The 17435-nt window shown below is 69.8% G+C and carries 15 protein-coding genes and 1 pseudogene; 2 read left to right on the plus strand and 14 right to left on the minus strand.

Going from position 1 to position 17435, the window contains the following annotated elements; translation table 11 throughout:
- Positions 1-38: 38 nt before the first annotated feature.
- A complete protein-coding gene (locus tag P2L57_RS15345; RefSeq protein WP_275814366.1) occupies positions 39-1151 on the plus strand; it encodes a mechanosensitive ion channel family protein in 1113 nt (370 codons plus the stop codon).
- Between the two features lie 92 nt (positions 1152-1243).
- On the opposite strand, the pseudogene P2L57_RS15350 reads toward P2L57_RS15345, so the two are convergent.
- The 5 genes and pseudogenes from P2L57_RS15350 to P2L57_RS15370 all read right to left on the minus strand — a co-directional run.
- Positions 1244-1471 (minus strand): annotated as a pseudogene (locus P2L57_RS15350) (Na+/H+ antiporter); the annotation flags it as partial.
- Positions 1472-1788: 317 nt separating this feature from the next.
- Positions 1789-2274 carry a GNAT family N-acetyltransferase gene (locus tag P2L57_RS15355; protein ID WP_275814369.1) on the minus strand — a complete coding sequence of 162 codons (486 nt, stop codon included), beginning with the start codon at positions 2272-2274 and terminating at the stop codon, positions 1789-1791.
- A complete protein-coding gene (locus P2L57_RS15360) occupies positions 2271-3212 on the minus strand; it encodes an RluA family pseudouridine synthase (protein WP_275814372.1) in 942 nt (313 codons plus the stop codon). Before P2L57_RS15360 ends, P2L57_RS15355 begins: the two co-directional genes overlap by 4 nt.
- Positions 3213-3258: 46 nt before the next feature.
- The gene (gene lspA, locus P2L57_RS15365; protein ID WP_275814375.1) at positions 3259-3948 is read right to left on the minus strand and encodes a signal peptidase II; all 690 of its coding nucleotides are present in this window, start codon (positions 3946-3948) and stop codon (positions 3259-3261) included.
- Between the two features lie 76 nt (positions 3949-4024).
- On the minus strand, positions 4025-4861 hold the full coding sequence (locus P2L57_RS15370) for a TraR/DksA family transcriptional regulator (protein ID WP_275814378.1): 837 nt from the start codon (positions 4859-4861) through the stop codon (positions 4025-4027).
- A 524-nt stretch (positions 4862-5385) separates the two neighbouring features.
- On the opposite strand from P2L57_RS15370, the gene ileS reads away from it, so the two are divergent.
- A complete protein-coding gene (ileS, locus tag P2L57_RS15375; RefSeq protein ID WP_275814381.1) occupies positions 5386-8520 on the plus strand; it encodes an isoleucine--tRNA ligase in 3135 nt (1044 codons plus the stop codon).
- A 203-nt stretch (positions 8521-8723) separates the two neighbouring features.
- On the opposite strand, the gene P2L57_RS15380 is transcribed toward ileS, so the two are convergent.
- From P2L57_RS15380 to ftsW, 9 genes are all read right to left on the minus strand, one after another.
- Entirely contained in the window at positions 8724-9926 is a 1203-nt protein-coding gene (locus tag P2L57_RS15380; protein WP_275814384.1) for a DivIVA domain-containing protein, read from the minus strand.
- 46 nt (positions 9927-9972) lie between these two features.
- Positions 9973-10257: a YggT family protein gene (locus tag P2L57_RS15385; RefSeq protein ID WP_275814387.1), complete on the minus strand. Its 285-nt coding sequence runs from the start codon at positions 10255-10257 to the stop codon at positions 9973-9975.
- A gap of 62 nt (positions 10258-10319) precedes the next feature.
- Positions 10320-10880 carry a cell division protein SepF gene (locus P2L57_RS15390; protein WP_269854375.1) on the minus strand — a complete coding sequence of 187 codons (561 nt, stop codon included), beginning with the start codon at positions 10878-10880 and terminating at the stop codon, positions 10320-10322.
- A 124-nt stretch (positions 10881-11004) separates the two neighbouring features.
- Positions 11005-11724 (minus strand): YggS family pyridoxal phosphate-dependent enzyme, encoded by a 720-nt coding sequence (locus P2L57_RS15395; protein WP_275814393.1) that lies wholly within the window; start codon positions 11722-11724, stop codon positions 11005-11007.
- Positions 11725-11731: 7 nt separating this feature from the next.
- Positions 11732-12448, minus strand: coding sequence for a peptidoglycan editing factor PgeF (pgeF, locus tag P2L57_RS15400; RefSeq protein ID WP_372515719.1), 717 nt, complete (start codon positions 12446-12448; stop codon positions 11732-11734).
- A gap of 34 nt (positions 12449-12482) precedes the next feature.
- Positions 12483-13733: a cell division protein FtsZ gene (gene ftsZ, locus P2L57_RS15405; protein ID WP_275814396.1), complete on the minus strand. Its 1251-nt coding sequence runs from the start codon at positions 13731-13733 to the stop codon at positions 12483-12485.
- A 274-nt stretch (positions 13734-14007) separates the two neighbouring features.
- Positions 14008-14814, minus strand: coding sequence for a cell division protein FtsQ/DivIB (locus P2L57_RS15410; RefSeq protein ID WP_275814399.1), 807 nt, complete (start codon positions 14812-14814; stop codon positions 14008-14010).
- A 33-nt stretch (positions 14815-14847) separates the two neighbouring features.
- Complete coding sequence (gene murG / locus P2L57_RS15415; RefSeq protein WP_275814402.1) at positions 14848-15942, minus strand: undecaprenyldiphospho-muramoylpentapeptide beta-N-acetylglucosaminyltransferase; 1095 nt, start codon at positions 15940-15942, stop codon at positions 14848-14850.
- Between the two features lie 6 nt (positions 15943-15948).
- Positions 15949-17388 carry a putative lipid II flippase FtsW gene (gene ftsW / locus P2L57_RS15420; RefSeq protein WP_275814405.1) on the minus strand — a complete coding sequence of 480 codons (1440 nt, stop codon included), beginning with the start codon at positions 17386-17388 and terminating at the stop codon, positions 15949-15951.
- Positions 17389-17435 lie beyond the last annotated feature (47 nt).

The raw sequence follows: 17435 nt of genomic DNA on the forward strand, positions 1-17435 counted from the left end.
GCCGACTGCCGACGCCGACGAGTCCGAGGAAGGCCGATATGGAGACCGTGCTGCGACCGGTGATCGTGGCCGGAAGCGCCATCGTCATCACCCTGGCAGTGAGCTGGGCCGTGGACCGGATGCTGCGAAGGATCGACGCCCGGCGCCCGGACAACCCGCTGTGGCATCTGCTGCGCCGGTGCCGCTGGCCGTTGCGGATCGCGCTGTGCGCCAGTCTGCTGCTGGGCAGTTACAGCGCGGCGCACATCGGGCGCGGCCATGAGACGGGCATCAACCGGGCGCTGGCTCTGGTGCTCATCGGCGCGCTCGCCTGGCTGGTCGTCCGGGTCAGCACGGCCGTGGTCGAGTCGAGTTACGCCCGCTATGCGGCCACTTCGCAGGACGCCGCCCGGGTGCGGCGGGTGCGTACCCAGGTGACGGTGATCCAGCGGGTGGTCACGGCGGCCGTGGGTGTGGTCGCGGCGGCCGTGATGCTGATGCAGATCCCGGCCATGCAGGCGGTGGGCACATCCGTGCTGGCCTCGGCGGGTGTGATCGCCGCTGTCGCCGGTATCGCCGCCCAGTCCACGCTGGGCAATCTCTTCGCCGGGCTGCAGATCGCCTTCGGCGACATGGTCCGGCTCGGCGACACCGTGGTGGTCGAGGGCGAGTGGGGCACGGTCGAGGAGATCACGCTGACGTATCTGGTGGTCAACACCTGGGACGAGCGCCGGATCACCATGCCGGTGTCGTACTTCACCAGCCACCCGTTCCAGAACTGGTCGCGCGGCAGCGCCCAACTGACCGGCACGGTCTTCCTCCATCTCGACCACGCCACCCCCATCGACCTGCTGCGTGAGCACCTCTACCAGGTGCTCAAGGACTGCGAGCAGTGGGACGGCCGGGCCTGGAGTCTGGTGGTCACCGACACCACGCCGAGCACGATCCAGGTGCGGGCGCTGGCCACCGCCAAGGACGCCGCCGACATCTGGACCCTGCGCTGCACGATCCGGGAGCGGCTGATCGACTGGTTGCGGCGGGAGCACCCGTACTCCCTGCCGAGGATCAACACCGCGCCCGCGCCCGGGCTTTCCTCGGCTCCCGACCGCGGCGTGTCGGCCGGGCCGCGCCCCGACGACATCGGCCCGGGGCCCGGCGCGCCCAACGGCTGACGGCTGTCTCCGGCGGAGGGCACGCACACTTGGGCGGCTCGCCGCCGGCGCCGAACCAGCCGCGCCCCGGAGAGAAACCGTCCGAGGTCCCGTCAGTGCAGGCTGCGGACGTCGAGATGGCGTAGGACGCGGTCGACCACCTCCGGGTCGAAGCCCGGCCGGCTACGGGCCACGAGTACGGCCCGCCGGGCGGCGGACATCATCTCGTTGTGCACCCGGCGGATGTGCCGCCGGCGCGTGACCCGCTGCTTGACCGCCTCGCGCCGCTCGGTGCCGACCATGTCCGGGCTGATCCGCGCCCCGATGTCGTAGGCACGCCGGGGGCGGCGTAGATCAGCGGGGGCGGCGCCAGCGGCAGGATCAGCCCGGGGCGGATGGCGACGTTCGGTACGAACGGCAACACCGCCAGCACGCCCCCGAGCAGCGTCATCAGCACCGGGGACGGCAGCCCGAGCCGCTCTCCCACCGGGACCATGCCAAGGGTCCCGAGCAGCAGGATGAACAGCAGGGCGAGCCGGTCCACGGACGGCACGCTCCCGGAGTCGAGATCTGGCGTCAGCCGCCTTCAGCGTGCCACGAGCCACTGACAATCCGGATCCTGAGCCCGTTTCAGGACCCGAGCGTCACATCGCCCGGCTCACAGGGTGCGGCGCATCGCCTGGTGCGGAATCCCGCTTCCCTCGTCGAACTCCGGCCCGTACGCGGTGTATCCGAGCCGCTGGTAGAAACCGAGGGCGTGCGTCTGCGCCTCCAGATAGATCCCGGTGAGACCGAGTCGGCGCGCCTCGTCCTCCACCGCGCGTACCAGCGCGGCGCCCAGACCGGTGCCGCGGGCGGACTTGGCCACGGCCAGCCGCCCGAGTACCGCGGTCAGGTCGTCGTCCACCGCCGCCGGGTACTTCCGGCGCGCGACGGCGCCGTGCAGGATGCGGACGGTGCCCGCCGGACGCCCGTCCTGGGCACCGGTGGCGAGCAGATGGACGGCGTGCGCGTCGTACGCGTCCATCTCCACGCTCTCCGGAACGCCCTGCTCGGCCACGAACACCTCGCGGCGGACGGCGAAGCAGCCGTCCATCTCCGGCTCGCCCGCGACCTCGATCCGGTAGCGCTGAGGGTCCGTCATGCGCTGTCCGCCCGTACCGTGTCCAGCGCGTGCTGGAGGTCGGCCGGATAGGGGGCGTCGAACTCCACCCAGCGGCCGTCGGCCGGGTGCTCGAAACCGAGGCGCACCGCGTGCAGCCACTGGCGGGTGAGCTTCAGCCGCTTGGCGAGCGTCGGGTCGGCGCCATAGGTCAGATCGCCGACGCAGGGGTGGCGGTGCGCGGACATGTGGACCCGGATCTGGTGGGTGCGGCCGGTCTCCAGCTTGATGTCGAGCAGGCTGGCGGCGCGGAACGCCTCGATGAGGTCGTAGTGGGTCACGCTGGGCTTGCCCTCGGCGACGACCGCCCACTTGTAGTCGTGGTTCGGGTGGCGTCCGATCGGCGCGTCGATGGTGCCGCTGAGCGGGTCGGGGTGGCCCTGCACCAGCGCGTGGTAGCGCTTGTCGACGGTGCGCTCCCGGAACTGCTGCTTGAGCAGGGTGTACGCCCGCTCGGACTTGGCGACGACCATCAGCCCAGAGGTGCCGACGTCGAGGCGGTGCACGATGCCCTGGCGCTCGGCGGCGCCCGACGTGGAGATCCGGTACCCGGCCGCGGCGAGGCCGCCGATCACGGTCGGCCCGGTCCACCCCGGGCTGGGGTGCGCCGCAACTCCGACCGGCTTGATGATCACGACGACGTCATCGTCATCGTGGATGATCTCCATGCCCTCGACCGGCTCGGCGACGATCCGTACCGGCGCCGCGGGCGCGGGCATCTCGACCTCGAGCCACGCCCCGCCTCGCACCCGGTCGGACTTCCCGGCGGCGGCGCCATCCACCCGTACCTTGCCGTCAGCGGCCAGCTCGGCCGCCTTCGTACGGGAAAAGCCGAACATACGGGCCAGCGCGGCGTCTACCCGCTCGCCCTCCAGGCCGTCGGGTACCGGGAGAGTGCGGGTCTCGGGAAGGGTGCTCACCCGATCGAGTATGCCGGACCGGGCGGGCACCCCGGTCCACGGGCCGTCAGTCCCGGTGCACGGTCCCGTCCGGGTCGAGGCCGCGGAAGGAGAGCCAGACGATCAGGATGCCGCCGCAGACGATCGCGGAGTCGGCCAGGTTGAAGACGGCGAAGTGCGCCGGGGCGATGAAGTCCACCACACCGCCCTGGAAGACACCCGGCGAACGGAAGATGCGGTCGGTGAGGTTGCCGAGCGCACCGCCGAGCAGCAGGCCCAGCGCGATCGCCCACGGCGCGCTGTAGAGCTTGCGGGCCAGCCGGGCGATCACGCCGATCACGATGAGCGCGATCAGCGTGAAGACCACGGTCATGCCCTGGCCGATGCCGAAGGCGGCACCCGAGTTGCGGATCGCCGCGAACTGCAGGTAGTGGCCGATGAGCTGGATCGACGGCTGGTTCTCCAGATGCTGGACCACGAGCGTCTTGCTGATCAGGTCCAGGGCGTAGGCGAGTGCCGCAACGCCGAACAGCACGGCGATCCGGCGCTTGCGGCGCGGGACGGGCACGTCCGTGGCACCGCCCGGCGCCGCGTCCGGCTCCGGAGTACCGTCAGTGTCCGCGCCGTCCGCGGCCGGTGACGCCTGTGCGTCCTTCCCGTCCGCCGGCTCGCCCGCCACCTGTCCGAAACCAGGGGGACCCCCCGCGCCCTTGAGGCGTGGGGGAGTACCGATGGTCCGTCGCTCCGCCTTCGTCACGTGAGTCCCTCAGCCTTGAGTCCCGCGTCAGGCACTGCCTGACGGAGTCGAGCGTACGGCACCGGGTTCACCGCGGTCAGCGGCGTTCGGTCCGCTGCTTGCACTCAACGCACAGGGTTGCCCTCGGGAATGCCTGCATGCGGGCCTTTCCGATCGGCTTGCCACAGGATTCGCACAAGCCGTACGTGCCATTGTCCAGGCGTTCGAGCGCGTGCTCGGTCTGCAGCAGCATCTCCCTGGCGTTTTCGGCCAGGGCGATCTCGTGCTCGCGTGAGATGTTCTTGGTCCCGACGTCCGCCTGGTCGTCCCCAGCGCCATCGCCGGAGTCCCGCATCAGGCCTGAGATCGCGTCCTCGGAGGCGAGGATCTCGCTGCGCAGCCGAGCGGCCTCGTCCATCAGCGCGGTCCGCGCCTCCGCGACCTCCGCCGGTGACCAGGGCTCCTCTCCTGGGCGTACGGCGAGGGTCCCGGGGTCGACCGGGCCGGGGTCCGCCGCGGCGCGCGCGGACGGAAGCGGGGAGGCCCCACGGGCCGCTGTCTTCTTCGCAACCACCGTCTTGGCTCCTGTCTGCTTAGCGGTCGCGCTCTTTTTCGCGGCCGTCGCCCTCTTGGTGGTGGTGCTCCTGGCCGCCGCCTTCCTGGCGACGGCCTTCTTGGCCGGGGACTTCTTCGCCCCGGTCCTTCCTTCCGCTGCGGCGTCGGGTGTCGCCGCCTCCTTCTCGGCCGCCGTCTTCGCCATGGTCCTCTTGGCGGGGGCCTTCTTCGCCGGAATCTTCGCCTGGGTCTTCTTGGCCGGGCTCTTCTTGGCTGGGCTCTTCTTGGCTGGGCTCTTCTTGGCCGCGGTCTTCTGGGTGGCGGCCTTCTTGGCGGTGGGCGCCGGTCTCTTCGGCGCTGCGGTCTTCTTCACCACCATGGACGCGGCCCCTTCACATAGTGTGATCTTGCTCGCGAATCGTCCCGGAACGATAAATCGACCCGGCGCCCGCGGCAACGGGGCTCGCCCACAGCAGGCAGGTCTGCATCCGTTGTGCCCAGCTCACCGGCGGGTAATCCGGTACGCCCCGGTAGCGACCCGTCCAGTGCGCCTAACGTCCCCATTCGGGTCAGTGGGGGAACAGCAGGGGTCAGCGGGGAATTCCGGAAGAGGACCCGGCCCGTTCGCCGTACACTGTCCGAAGCGAAAGGCGTGGAAAGGGACGAGTAGCGCCGCACGCAGCCATGAGCGATCCGGGGATGGTGTGAGCCCGGGGGTGTGCGCGACGTGAAGATCACCCCGGAGCCGCCGGAGGAAAACCCAGCGGGTGAGTAGAACCGGTTTCGCGACCCCAATGAGGGGGCCGGGAGGGATGACTCCCGGCCAAGGAGGGTGGTACCGCGGGAGCACCTGCTCTCGTCCCTCCGACGGAGATCGCACCGTATCCGCCGGAGGACGTTCCGATGACGCAGTACCGCCAGGTCCCCGCCCAGGTAGACCTGCCCGCCCTTGAGCACGAGGTGCTCGGGTTCTGGCAGGAGAACAAGGTGTTCGCCCGCTCCCTGGAGCAGAGCGAGGGACGGCCCGAGTGGGTCTTCTACGAGGGCCCGCCGACCGCCAACGGTATGCCCGGCGCGCACCACATCGAGGCCCGCGTCTTCAAGGACGTCTTCCCGCGCTTCAAGACCATGCAGGGCCACCATGTGACCCGCAAGGCGGGCTGGGACTGCCACGGTCTGCCGGTGGAGCTGGCCGTCGAGAAGGAGCTGGGCTTCTCCGGCAAGCAGGACATCGAGCGCTACGGCATCGCGGAGTTCAACGCGAAGTGCCGGGATTCCGTCACCCGGCACACCGACGCCTTCGCCGCGCTGACCCGGCGCATGGGCTACTGGGTCGACCTGGACCAGGCGTACCGGACCATGGACCCGGAGTACGTCGAGTCCGTCTGGTGGTCGCTCCAGCAGATCTTCGACAAGGGCCTGCTGGTGCAGGACCACCGGGTGGCGCCCTGGTGTCCGCGCTGCGGCACCGGCCTGTCCGACCACGAGCTGGCGCAGGGCTACGAGACGGTCGTCGACCCCTCAGTCTTCGTCCGCTTCCAGCTCACCTCGGGCCCCCTCGCGGGCCAGGCGTCGCTGCTGGTGTGGACCACCACCCCGTGGACCCTGGTCTCCAACACCGCGGTGGCCGCGCACCCGGAGGTCACCTACGTGGTGGCCACCGACGGCAGCGAGAAGCTGGTGGTGGCCGAACCACTGCTGGACAAGGCCCTGGGCGAGGGCTGGACCGCCACCGGTGAGACCTACCGCGGCACCGAGATGGAGCGCTGGACGTACCAGCGCCCGTTCGAGCTGGTGGACATCGAGAACGCGCACTTCGTGGTCAACGCCGACTACGTGACCACCGAGGACGGCACCGGCCTGGTCCACCAGGCTCCCGCCTTCGGTGAGGACGACCTCAAGACCTGCCGCGCGTACGGCCTGCCGGTGGTCAACCCGGTCAACCCGGACGGCACCTTCGCCGAGGACCTGGCTCTGGTCGGCGGCCAGTTCTTCAAGAAGGCCGACGAGGCGCTGGTGGCCGACCTCCAGTCCCGCGGCCTGCTGTTCCGGCACCTGCCGTACGAGCACAGCTACCCGCACTGCTGGCGCTGCCACACGGCGCTGCTGTACTACGCACAGCCGTCCTGGTACATCCGCACCACGCAGATCAAGGACGCCCTGCTCCGCGAGAACGAGAAGACCAACTGGTTCCCGGAGGCGGTCAAGCACGGCCGCTTCGGGGACTGGCTGAACAACAACATCGACTGGGCGCTGTCCCGCAACCGCTACTGGGGCACCCCGCTGCCGATCTGGCGCTGCGCGGAGAACCACCTCACCTGCGTCGGCTCGCTCGCCGAGCTGACCGAGCTCACCGGCACCGACCAGACCTCGCTGGACCCGCACCGCCCGTACATCGACGAGATCACCTTCGACTGCACCGCCGAGGGCTGCCAGTTGACCGCCACCCGCGTCCCCGAGGTCATCGACGCCTGGTACGACTCGGGCTCCATGCCGTTCGCGCAGTGGGGCTACCCGTACCGCAACAAGGAGGTCTTCGAGAAGAGCTACCCGGCGCAGTTCATCTCCGAGGCGATCGACCAGACCCGCGGCTGGTTCTACACGCTGATGGCGGTCGGCACGCTGGTCTTCGACCGCAACGCCTACGAGAACGTCGTCTGCCTCGGCCACATCCTCGCCGAGGACGGCCGCAAGATGTCCAAGCACCTGGGCAACATCCTGGAACCGATCCCGTTGATGGACCAGCACGGCGCCGACGCGGTCCGCTGGTTCATGGCGGCTGGCGGCTCGCCCTGGGCGGCCCGCCGGGTCGGCCACGGCACGATCCAGGAGGTGGTGCGCAAGACGCTGCTCACCTACTGGAACACGGTCGCCTTCCAGGCCCTCTACGCCCGCACCTCGAACTGGGCGCCCAGCGCCGCCGATCCGGCCCCGGCCGACCGGCCGCTGCTGGACCGCTGGCTGCTCGGCGAGCTGAACTCGCTGACCCGGGACGTCACCGACGCCCTGGAGTCCTACGACACCCAGCGGGCGGGCAAGGCCCTGTCGGCCTTCGTCGACGACCTGTCCAACTGGTACGTCCGCCGCTCGCGCCGCCGCTTCTGGCAGGGCGACAAGGCAGCGCTGCGCACCCTGCACGACGTCATCGAGACGGTCACCCGGCTGATGGCTCCGCTGGTCCCGTTCATCACCGAGCGCGTCTGGCAGGACCTGGTCGTCCCGACCACCCCGGATGCCCCGGCCTCGGTCCACCTGGCCGGCTGGCCGGAAGTCGACGACAATCTGATCAACCCCACCCTTTCCGCCCGAATGACCCTGGTTCGCCGCCTGGTGGAGCTGGGCCGTGCGACCCGGGCGGAGTCGGGCGTCAAGACCCGTCAGCCGCTGTCCCGGGCGCTGGTCGCGGCGGCCGGGTTCGAGTCGCTCGACGCGGATCTGCGCGCCCAGATCGCGGAGGAGCTGAACGTCAGCGCCCTCGACTCGCTCTCCTCCGTCGGCGGTTCGCTGGTGGACACCACGGCGAAGGCCAACTTCCGGGCGCTGGGCAAGCGTTTCGGCAAGGGCACCCAGCCGGTCGCCAAGGCCATCGCCGAGGTGGACGCCGCCGCGCTGTCCCTGGCGCTGCGCGAGGGCACGGCGGCGGTCGAGGTGAACGGGGAGACCATCACGCTGTCCGCGGAAGAGGTCATCATCACCGAAACCCCGCGCGAGGGCTGGTCGGTGGCCTCGGACTCGGGCGCGACGGTCGCCCTGGACCTGGAGATCACCCCCGAGTTGCGCCGGGCGGGGCTGGCCCGGGACGCCATCCGCCTCATCCAGGAGGCCCGCAAGAACAGCGGCCTGGACGTGGCGGACCGGATCGCGCTGCGCTGGCGCGCATCCGACGGGGAACTGGCGGAGGCGCTCGGTGAGCATGCTGGGCTTGTCTCCGACGAGGTCCTCGCCGTTGACTTCGCGGAGGGGGAGGCGGATTCCGCCTATGGCGAGCCGTTCACGGACGAGGCGCTGGGGCTGACGTTCCGCTTGCGCAAGCAGTAGCTTTCCCACCCGCCCCTGGGGGCTTCGCCCCGGACCCCTTGCCTCAGTCGCCGGGCGGGCTCACCAGAGCCCGCCCGGCGACTGAGGGCACCGCAGCGGCGAGCAGCCGCAACGGCGCTGTCCGGCGGAACGCCAAAAGGGCCGGGCCCCAGGGGAACGTATCCCCGGGGGCCCGGCCCTGTGCTTCGCCTGGCGGCGAGCGTTCAGTTGTCGTCCTCGTCGATCAGGAAACCCCGCATCGGCGTGGGCGCCTGCTGCAGCGGCTGCGGGCCCTGGGGCCGCACCGGTGCCATCGGCTGTGTCATGGCCGGTGACATCTGCTGCTGACCGCCGTAGGTCTGGTTACCGCCGGCACCGCCCATCTGCTGGCCGCCGTAGGTCTGGTTGCCACCGTTGGTGTGCCCCATCGCTCCGGCACCGGCCGCGGCCATGCCGCCACCCATCGAGCCGCCACCCATCGAGCCGCCGCCCATGGTGCCGCCGCCGAGCGAGCCGCCCATGGTGGACGACGAGGGCAGCGACGCGGTCGCGGGCGTCCGCGGCGGGGCCAGCGAGTCGTCCGCCTGGTTCTCCAACTGCCGCAGCTGGCTCTCCAGGTAGGACTTCAGACGCGTCCGGTACTCCCGCTCGAAGCCCCGCAGGTCCTCGACCTTGCGCTCCAGCGTGGCGCGGGCCGACTCCAGCGAGCCCATCGCGACGCGGTGCTTCTCCTGCGCGTCCCGCTCAAGGGCGTCCGCCTTGGCACGGGCGTCGCGCTCCAGACCCTCGGCGCGGCTGCGCGCCTCGCCGACGATCTTGTTGGCCTCGGAACGGGCCTCCGCGATCGCCTGGTCGGCGGTCTGCTGCGCCAGCGAGAGCACCCGGGCGGCGCTGTCGCCACCGGGACCACCCTGCTGCATGGGGTGACCGGGACCCCCCTGCATCGGGTGCTGTCCCATCGGACCGGGACCCATCGGGCCCTGACCCATGGGACCGGGACCCATCGGGCCCTGTCCCATCGGACCCTGACCCATCGGGCCCTGACCCATGGGACCGGGACCCATCGGGCCCTGGCCCTGCGGGCCGTGCTGCGCGCTCGGACCAGCCGGAAGCTGCGGGGCGCCAGGCAGTTGGGGCGGACCGCCCATCTGCTGCTGGCCCGGCGGCACCGGCTGCGGGCCGGATATGGCGGCGGGCACGGGAGCACCCTGCCGGTCCTGCGGCTCGGGCTTGCGCTGCTGGTTCTGTGCGGCGGCGCGGGTGGCCGCCGCGAGTTTGGCGCGCAGGTCCTCGTTCTCCCGCAGCAGCCTGGTGAGCTCCGCCTCGACCTCGTCGAGGAAGGCGTCGACCTCGTCCTCGTCATAGCCTTCGCGGAGGCGGACGGTCGTGAACTGCTTGTTACGAACGTCCTCGGGGGTCAGCGGCATCTCTTCACCTCAACGTGATCGTCGGCAATCGGCAAGACCGTATCGTTCACAGCCTGGCCACGACGGAGATCAGGATGTAGACGATGATCATCAGTACGAAGAAGGACAGGTCGAGCGCCACGCCCCCGAGACGCAGCGGCGGAATAAACCGCCGCAGAAGCTTGAGTGGCGGATCGGTGACAGTGTAGGTGGCTTCGAGAAGGACCACCATCACCTTGCCAGGTCGCCACGATCGGGCGAACTGGAAGACGTAGTCCATCACCAACCGGAAGATCAGCACGATCAGGAAGCACATCAACGCGATGTAGATGACCTGTTTAGCGACACTCATCGCGCTCCCCTCTCCCCTGCTCTCCGCCGGCCTTGTCGGTCCGGTTCCACATGGTCGCTGTCTCAGCTCTGGTTGAAGAACCCGCCCTCGGCGATACGGGCTTTGTCCTCCGCCGTGACATCGACGTTAGCAGGAGACAGCAGGAACACCTTCTGCGTCACCCGTTCAATGCTCCCGTGCAGACCGAAGACCAAACCCGCCGCAAAGTCAACAAGACGCTTCGCATCCGTGTCATCCATCTCCGTCAAGTTCATGATCACCGGCGTGCTCTCGCGGAAGTGTTCCCCGATCGTACGGGCTTCGTTGTACGTCCGGGGGTGAAGCGTGGTGATTCGATACGGCTCTCGCTCCGACACAACCTTGGGCATGATCACCGGTGCGTTCTTCTCCAGAGTGCGGCGTTCAGGTGTGATGGATGCCACGGGGGCGATCCGCGGTTCCCGGGGGGCCGGCGCATGCACGATTCGCGCCGGTTCCTCCTGAGTTGGCTGGTGTTGTCGTCTTGCCCGGTCGGGTTCCGGCTCGGGCTCGAACTCGTCGTCGGGGTCGAACCCCGGGCCGTCGTACCCATCGTCCTCCACGAGGCCGAGGTAGACCGCCATCTTGCGCATCGCGCCGGCCATGCTCTGCGTCCTCCGCTCTGTGGTGGATCGGCACCGTCACCAGGTGAGGGGATCCACTGGGCCAGCTCCGTGTCCTGACGGAGCATGACCATATTTTCTGCTGTGGTCCGACTTCCTCGTGACGTTACCCGAGGGCGGGACGGACTCCGAGTACCGCCGTACCGACGCGGACATGTGTCGCACCGGCGGCGACGGCTTCCTCAAGGTCCGAACTCATCCCTGCGGACACCATGGTTGCAGCAGGATGCGATTCGCGCAGTGCGGATGCGATTTCCATCAGCCGGTCGAAGGCGGCCCGCGGCTTTCCCGCGTACGGACCGGCGAGCGGCGCTACAGTCATCAACCCCTCGAGCCGCAACCCCGGTGCGGCGGCGATCGCGTCGGCCACGGCGACCGTGTCGGCCGGGGCCGCACCACCCCTACCGCCCACAGATCCTGACGAGGCGTCGAGAGCCACCTGTACCAGGCAACCAACCTCGCGCTCCGCCCGGACCGCGGCCGTTGAGAGTGCGTCAACCAGTCGCAATCGGTCGACAGAGTGCACAAAGTCCGCATAACGCACCACAGACCGGGCCTTGTTGGTCTGCAGTTGTCCCACGAAGTGCCAATTCAGGTCGAGTTCGGAACATTCTGCGGCTTTGGGCGCCGCGTCCTGGTCGCGGTTCTCGGCGACCTCCCGCACTCCGAGCTCCGCGAGATACCTCACATCGCTCGCCGGGTAGGTCTTGGTGACCACGATCAGGGTCACGTCCTCGCGCTCGCGCCTGGCGGCGGCACACGCGGCCGCGATGCGCTGCTCGACCTGAGCCAGATTCGCGGCCAGTTGGGCCTTCCTGTCCGTCATCTCTCCGTCACTCGCTGCCGTCCAGCCAGACATATCCGGCGAGCCGCCCCGTCGTGCGGTCGCGTCGGTACGAGAAGTGGTCTGCGGACTCCAGGGTGCAAATATGGGATTTCTCTCTTATTGACACCCCAAGTCGGGCGAGTTGGGCATGAACCCCGGCCGTCACATCGACCGACGGCGTCCCCCAACTCGTCTCGGCCCTGGCCTCCGGAACCACATCGGCGACCTCCTCGCGCATCTCGTCCGGCACCTCATAGCACCGGCCGCAGACCGCAGGCCCGGTGAAGGCGGTGATGCGTTCGGGTCGCGCACCGAGCCGGGTCATCGCCTCGACCGCCGCCGGAACCACTCCGGCGACGAGTCCGGGCCGTCCGGCGTGTGCGGCGGACACCACACCCGCGACCGGGTCGGCCAGCAGTACCGGCACGCAGTCCGCGGTGAGCACGGCGAGCGCGAGTCCGGGGCGAGCGGTGACCACCGCGTCCACCGCGGGGACCGGTGCGTCACCCCAGGCGGTGTCGACCACGGCCACGTCGTTGCCGTGCACCTGGTTCATCCAGACCACATCACCGGGGTCAAGCCCCAGCGCCTTCGCGGCGAGTTCGCGATTGGTCCGCACGGCCCGCGGGTCGTCGCCGACCGCGCCGCCGAGGTTGAGCTCCTCGTACGGAGCGGCGCTCACCCCGCCCCACCGATCGGTGAAGGCGAAGTGGGCGCCGCTCACTTCATAACGCTGCCGGATTATCAATTGCGCGGGTTCACTTCAAGAAGTCGGGAACGTCCAGCTCTTCGGCCTGGCTGTCCTGGTAGGGACGGGCCGGGGGCACCTGCGGCGGTGCCAGCGGAGCGGTCGGGGCCTCGGCGACCGGAGCGGGCTCCGGTCGCTCCTCCCTGACCGGCTCGGGGTCACGCGCGGTGACGCTGCCGAGGCCGCCGAACGCCGGGCGCGGGGACTCGGTCGGCTGACTGCCGATACGGGAGGCTGCAGACGGGGTGGACGAAGCGCTCTCGTCACGGCCGCCGTAGGCGCCGAGCACCTTCTCGCGGTTCTTGGTGGGCGGCTGCCCGCCGTCGAATCCGGCCGCGATGACGGTGACCCGGACCTCGTCGCCGAGTGCGTCGTCGATGACCGCACCGAAGATGATGTTGGCCTCGGGGTGCGCGGCCTCGCTGACCAGTTGGGCGGACTCGTTGATCTCGAACAGACCCAGGTCCGAGCCGCCCGAGATGGACAGCAGCACGCCCCGGGCACCGTCGATGGACGCTTCGAGCAGCGGCGAGGAGATCGCCATCTCGGCGGCGGCCACCGCGCGGTCGTCGCCGCGCGCCGAGCCGATGCCCATCAGCGCCGAACCCGCCTCGGACATCACCGACTTGACGTCCGCGAAGTCCAGGTTGATCAGGCCGGGGGTGGTGATCAGGTCGGTGATGCCCTGGACACCGGAGAGCAGTACCTGGTCCGCCGACTTGAACGCGTCCAGCACACTGACCTGGCGATCGGAGATGGACAGCAGACGGTCGTTGGGGATGACGATCAGGGTGTCGACCTCGTCGCGCAGGTCCGCGATGCCGTCCTCGGCCTGGTTGGCGCGGCGGCGGCCCTCGAAGGTGAACGGGCGGGTGACCACGCCGATCGTCAACGCGCCCAGCGAACGGGCGATGTTGGCGACGACGGGTGCGCCACCGGTGCCGGTGCCGCCGCCCTCCCCCGCGGTGACGAAGACCATGTCGGCCCCCTTGAGGACCTCCTCGATCTCCTCGCGGTGGTCCTCGGCGGCCTTGCGGCCGACCTCGGGGTTGGCGCCGGCGCCGAGGCCGCGGGTGAGCTCACGGCCGACATCGAGCTTGACGTCGGCGTCGCTCATCAGCAGGGCCTGTGCATCGGTGTTGATCGCGATGAACTCGACGCCCTTGAGCCCGACCTCGATCATCCGGTTGATGGCGTTGACGCCACCGCCGCCAATGCCAACGACCTTGATGACTGCGAGGTAGTTCTGCGGTGCTGCCACGTCGAAGGCCTCTCGCCTCGATTTACGTGTCGGCGCCTCGCGAAGTCGCGGTGCGCCGACGGATGCCGATGGGACGGTTCGGACGCCGACCCGAACCCTAACCCTGAGGTTTAGGGTTACCAGTATGTCTGTTCCTTGTGTCCGCCTGCACAGGACACTAAGTCGACAAGCGGTACTCGTTCAACGAACACGCCGAACCTCCCGCTTTTCTTTTGACCCTATGTGATCACGCCTGATGCGGGCCAACCAGGGTGGCCCCGGACAATCTGCTCCGTCAACTACCCGATGACGCGGGCGCGGTGGGGGCGCTCACGTCATAGTGCGCGGCACTTCCCGCCGCCTTCATCAGCGCGGTCAGCGCGGCGGCCTTCCGCGCACCGTGTTCGGCGCTTCCCCACAGCACCGTGCGGCCGCCGGTGAGTTCCAGCGAGATGGCGTCAAACGAACGCACTTGGATGGTTTGCGTCTGCTTCTGTACGGATTCAGGGAGATCCATGGCGACTTGCACCGTCGCACGCAGAAGTCGATCTGTCCCGAAATAGCGGTTGCTGGGCATCTGGCTCTGGTCACTCGAAGCGGCGTCGCCAGCCAATTCGACGATCGGAACTCCGGAAGGCGGGGTCGAGTCCGTAGCAAATCGGACACCGCTCACGTCCACTTCCTGGAACTTTCCGCCCTTTTTGAGAAGTACTTTTGGCGTTCGCTCGGTCACTTTCAGTACGATCTTGTCCGGCCAGGACCGTTCGACGTCAATCGAGGCGATCCTCGGCAGCCCCGTACGGAGCTGGTCCGCCACCGCGCCGGTGTCGACCGAGACCAGCGGCGTCCCGATCCGCACCGCCGCCACGGCCCGGACCTGGTCGGCCGAGAGCACCCGGGTACCCGACACCCCAACCTGCCGCACCCTCAGCCAGGGTGACCCGTAGAACAGGTACGTACCCCCGCCGACCAGCAACGTCGCGGCGACGAGCAGAACCAGGACGCCGCGCCGGGAGAGCCGGGGCCGGGGCGGGCGGCGGACCGCGGGGTGCGGCCGGGCCGGGCGAGCGCGCTCACGGTCGGCGGTCGTCGGTCCGGCCACTGCCCCTCCTCTAGCTCCTCCGCACGTTGTTCCCTATCCTGCCCGGCCGGCGGCGATGGCCTCGTGCACCATGCCGACGAGCAGGTCGTCGGCGTCGCGTCGGCCGAACTCGGCGGCGGAGCGGGACATCTCGTACAACCGGTGCGGATCGGTGAGCACCGGCAGGACGCTGCCGAGCACCCACTCCGGGGTGAGCTCGGCATCGTCGACCAGCAGACCGCCGCCCGCCTTGACCACCGGCTGGGCGTTGAGCCGCTGTTCGCCGTTGCCGATCGGCAGCGGGACGTACGCGGCCGGCAGGCCCACCGCGGACAGCTCGGCGACGGTCATGGCACCGGCCCGGCACAGCATCATGTCGGCCGCCGCGTACGCCAGATCCATCCGGTCGAGGTACGGGACGGGGAGATACGGGGGCATGCCCGGCATGTTGTTCGGCTGCGGCAGCTCGTTCTTGGGGCCGACCGCGTGCAGGATCTGGACGCCGGACTGCTGCAGACGCGGAGCCACCGCCTGGATGGTCTCGTTGAGCCGCCGGGCGCCCTGCGAGCCGCCGGAGACCAGCAGGGTCGGCAGGTTCGGGTCGAGGCCGAAGGCGGCGCGGGCCTGGGCGCGCACCGCGGCCCGGTCCAGGGTCGCGATGGAGCGGCGCAGCGGGATGCCGATGTACCGGGCGTCGCGCAGCTTGCTGTCGGGAGTGCTGACCGCGACGACCTTCGCGTAGCGAGAGCCGATCTTGTTGGCCAGACCGGGGCGGGCGTTGGCCTCGTGGACCACGATCGGCACCCCGAGCCGCTTGGCGGCCAGATACGCGGGCAGCGCCACATAGCCGCCGAAGCCCACCACGCAGGAGGCCTTGGTGCGCTCGAGCACCTGCTCGGCGGCCTTGATGGTGCCGCGCAGCCGACCGGGAACGGTGATCAGTTCCGGGGTGGGCCTGCGCGGCAGCGGGACTGCGGGGATCAAGGCCAGTTCGTAGCCGCGTTCCGGAACCAGCCTGGTCTCCAGGCCCCGCTCCGTACCGAGCGCCGTGATCCCCACGGTCGGGTCCTGCCTACGCAGGGCATCCGCGAGCGCGAGCGCGGGCTCGATGTGGCCGGCGGTCCCCCCGCCGGCGAGAACGACATGCACCGAAATTCACCGCTTCCTGGACGACCGTCGTCGGACGAGACGTCGCATGCTACGTGTCATTGCCCCTGTCACAGGACCCGCCCCCCGCGCGGCCAGTGCCGCCCTCGCGCCGGGCTCGCTCCTGGCGAAGGAGATCAGCAGCCCGATCGCGAACATGGTCGGCAGCAGGGCCGAACCCCCGTAGGAGAACAGCGGGAGCGGAACCCCGGCGATCGGCAGCAGACCGAGCACCGACCCGATGTTGACCACGGCCTGGGCCATGATCCAGGTGGTCACGCTTCCCGCCGCGAACCTGACGAAGGGGTCCTCCGTGCGTCCGGCCACGCGGATACCCGCATAGCCTAGAGCCGCGAAGAGACCGAGCACCGACAGCGTCCCCGCTAGGCCGAGTTCCTCCCCTGTCACGGCGAAGATGAAGTCGGTGTGCGGCTCGGGGAGTTGACCCCATTTTTCCACACTCGCGCCAAGACCGGAACCGAACCATCCGCCCGAGGCCAGTGCATAGATCCCGTGCACCGCCTGCCAGCACTGATCATTGACCCCCGGGTCGGTGGCACCAATGCACGCGAGCCGGGACATCCGGTGCGGACTGGTCTTGATCAGCAGCAGCGCGAGCAGTCCCGCCACGCTCAGCACGCCCGCGAACAGCCTGGTGGGCGCCCCGGCCAGCCACAGCAGCCCGAACAGCATCGCGGTGAGCACGATCGCGGTGCCCATGTCGCCGCCGAGCAGGATCAGCCCGAGGACCAGCATGACCGCCGGTACGAGTGGCACCAGCAGATGCTTCCACTGGGTGAGCAGCCGCTTCTCGTACTTGCGGGCGAGCAGGTCGGCGCCCCACAGCACCAGGGCGAGCTTGGCGAACTCGCTGGGCTGGATCTGGAACGGGCCGCCGATGGACAGCCAGTTCTGGTTGCCGTTGACCTTCTTCCCTATCCCCGGCACCTGCACCAGCGCCATCAGGAAAATCGATCCGGCTAGCAGTGGATACGCCAGCGTCCGATGGGTCCGTACCGACAACCGGGCGGCGAACACCATCAGAACCCCGCCGATGGCTGCCGCAAGCAACTGCTTACGGAAGAAGTAGGTACCCGGCAGGCCCATCTGCAACGCCTTGACCTGTGAGGCGGAGAACACCATGACAAGGCCGAGCACGGTGATCAGGGCACTGCCGCCCAGGATCAGGTAGTAGGCGGTCAGCGGCCGGTCCCAGGCCCTTCTGACCCGCTCGTACGCCACCCGCGCACCGCGTACCGTACCGCCCCGGCCCGACGTGGCCGTACCCGGCGGCCGGGCCGGGCCCGCGGCGCCCCGGCCGGACCCGCGCAGCGGCCCCGGTACGGCGGCCGGGCCCGGACGCGCCGGGGGGCGGCCGCCGGGCAGCGCCTGCGACGCCCCCGGTCCGGGGCGGCGGCCGTCACGGGCGGTAGAGCGGTCGGCCGTCATGCGCGTCCCCTCCATCGGTGCGTCGCGCCGGGTCCTCGGCGACGCGT

The organism is Streptantibioticus ferralitis, from assembly GCF_029223525.1.
GTDB lineage: Bacteria > Actinomycetota > Actinomycetes > Streptomycetales > Streptomycetaceae > Streptantibioticus_A > Streptantibioticus_A ferralitis.

Bases quoted from the DNA above. Each gene is read 5' to 3' on its own strand.
- P2L57_RS15345 (WP_275814366.1), top strand. From the start codon at position 39: ATGGAGACCGTGCTGCGACCGGTGATCGTGGCCGGAAGCGCCATCGTC.
- P2L57_RS15355 (WP_275814369.1), bottom strand. From the start codon at position 2,274: ATGACGGACCCTCAGCGCTACCGGATCGAGGTCGCGGGCGAGCCGGAG.
- P2L57_RS15370 (WP_275814378.1), bottom strand. From the start codon at position 4,861: ATGGTGGTGAAGAAGACCGCAGCGCCGAAGAGACCGGCGCCCACCGCC.
- ileS (WP_275814381.1), top strand. From the start codon at position 5,386: ATGACGCAGTACCGCCAGGTCCCCGCCCAGGTAGACCTGCCCGCCCTT.
- P2L57_RS15380 (WP_275814384.1), bottom strand. From the start codon at position 9,926: ATGCCGCTGACCCCCGAGGACGTTCGTAACAAGCAGTTCACGACCGTC.
- P2L57_RS15385 (WP_275814387.1), bottom strand. From the start codon at position 10,257: ATGAGTGTCGCTAAACAGGTCATCTACATCGCGTTGATGTGCTTCCTG.
- P2L57_RS15390 (WP_269854375.1), bottom strand. From the start codon at position 10,880: ATGGCCGGCGCGATGCGCAAGATGGCGGTCTACCTCGGCCTCGTGGAG.
- P2L57_RS15395 (WP_275814393.1), bottom strand. From the start codon at position 11,724: ATGACGGACAGGAAGGCCCAACTGGCCGCGAATCTGGCTCAGGTCGAG.
- ftsW (WP_275814405.1), bottom strand. From the start codon at position 17,388: ATGACGGCCGACCGCTCTACCGCCCGTGACGGCCGCCGCCCCGGACCG.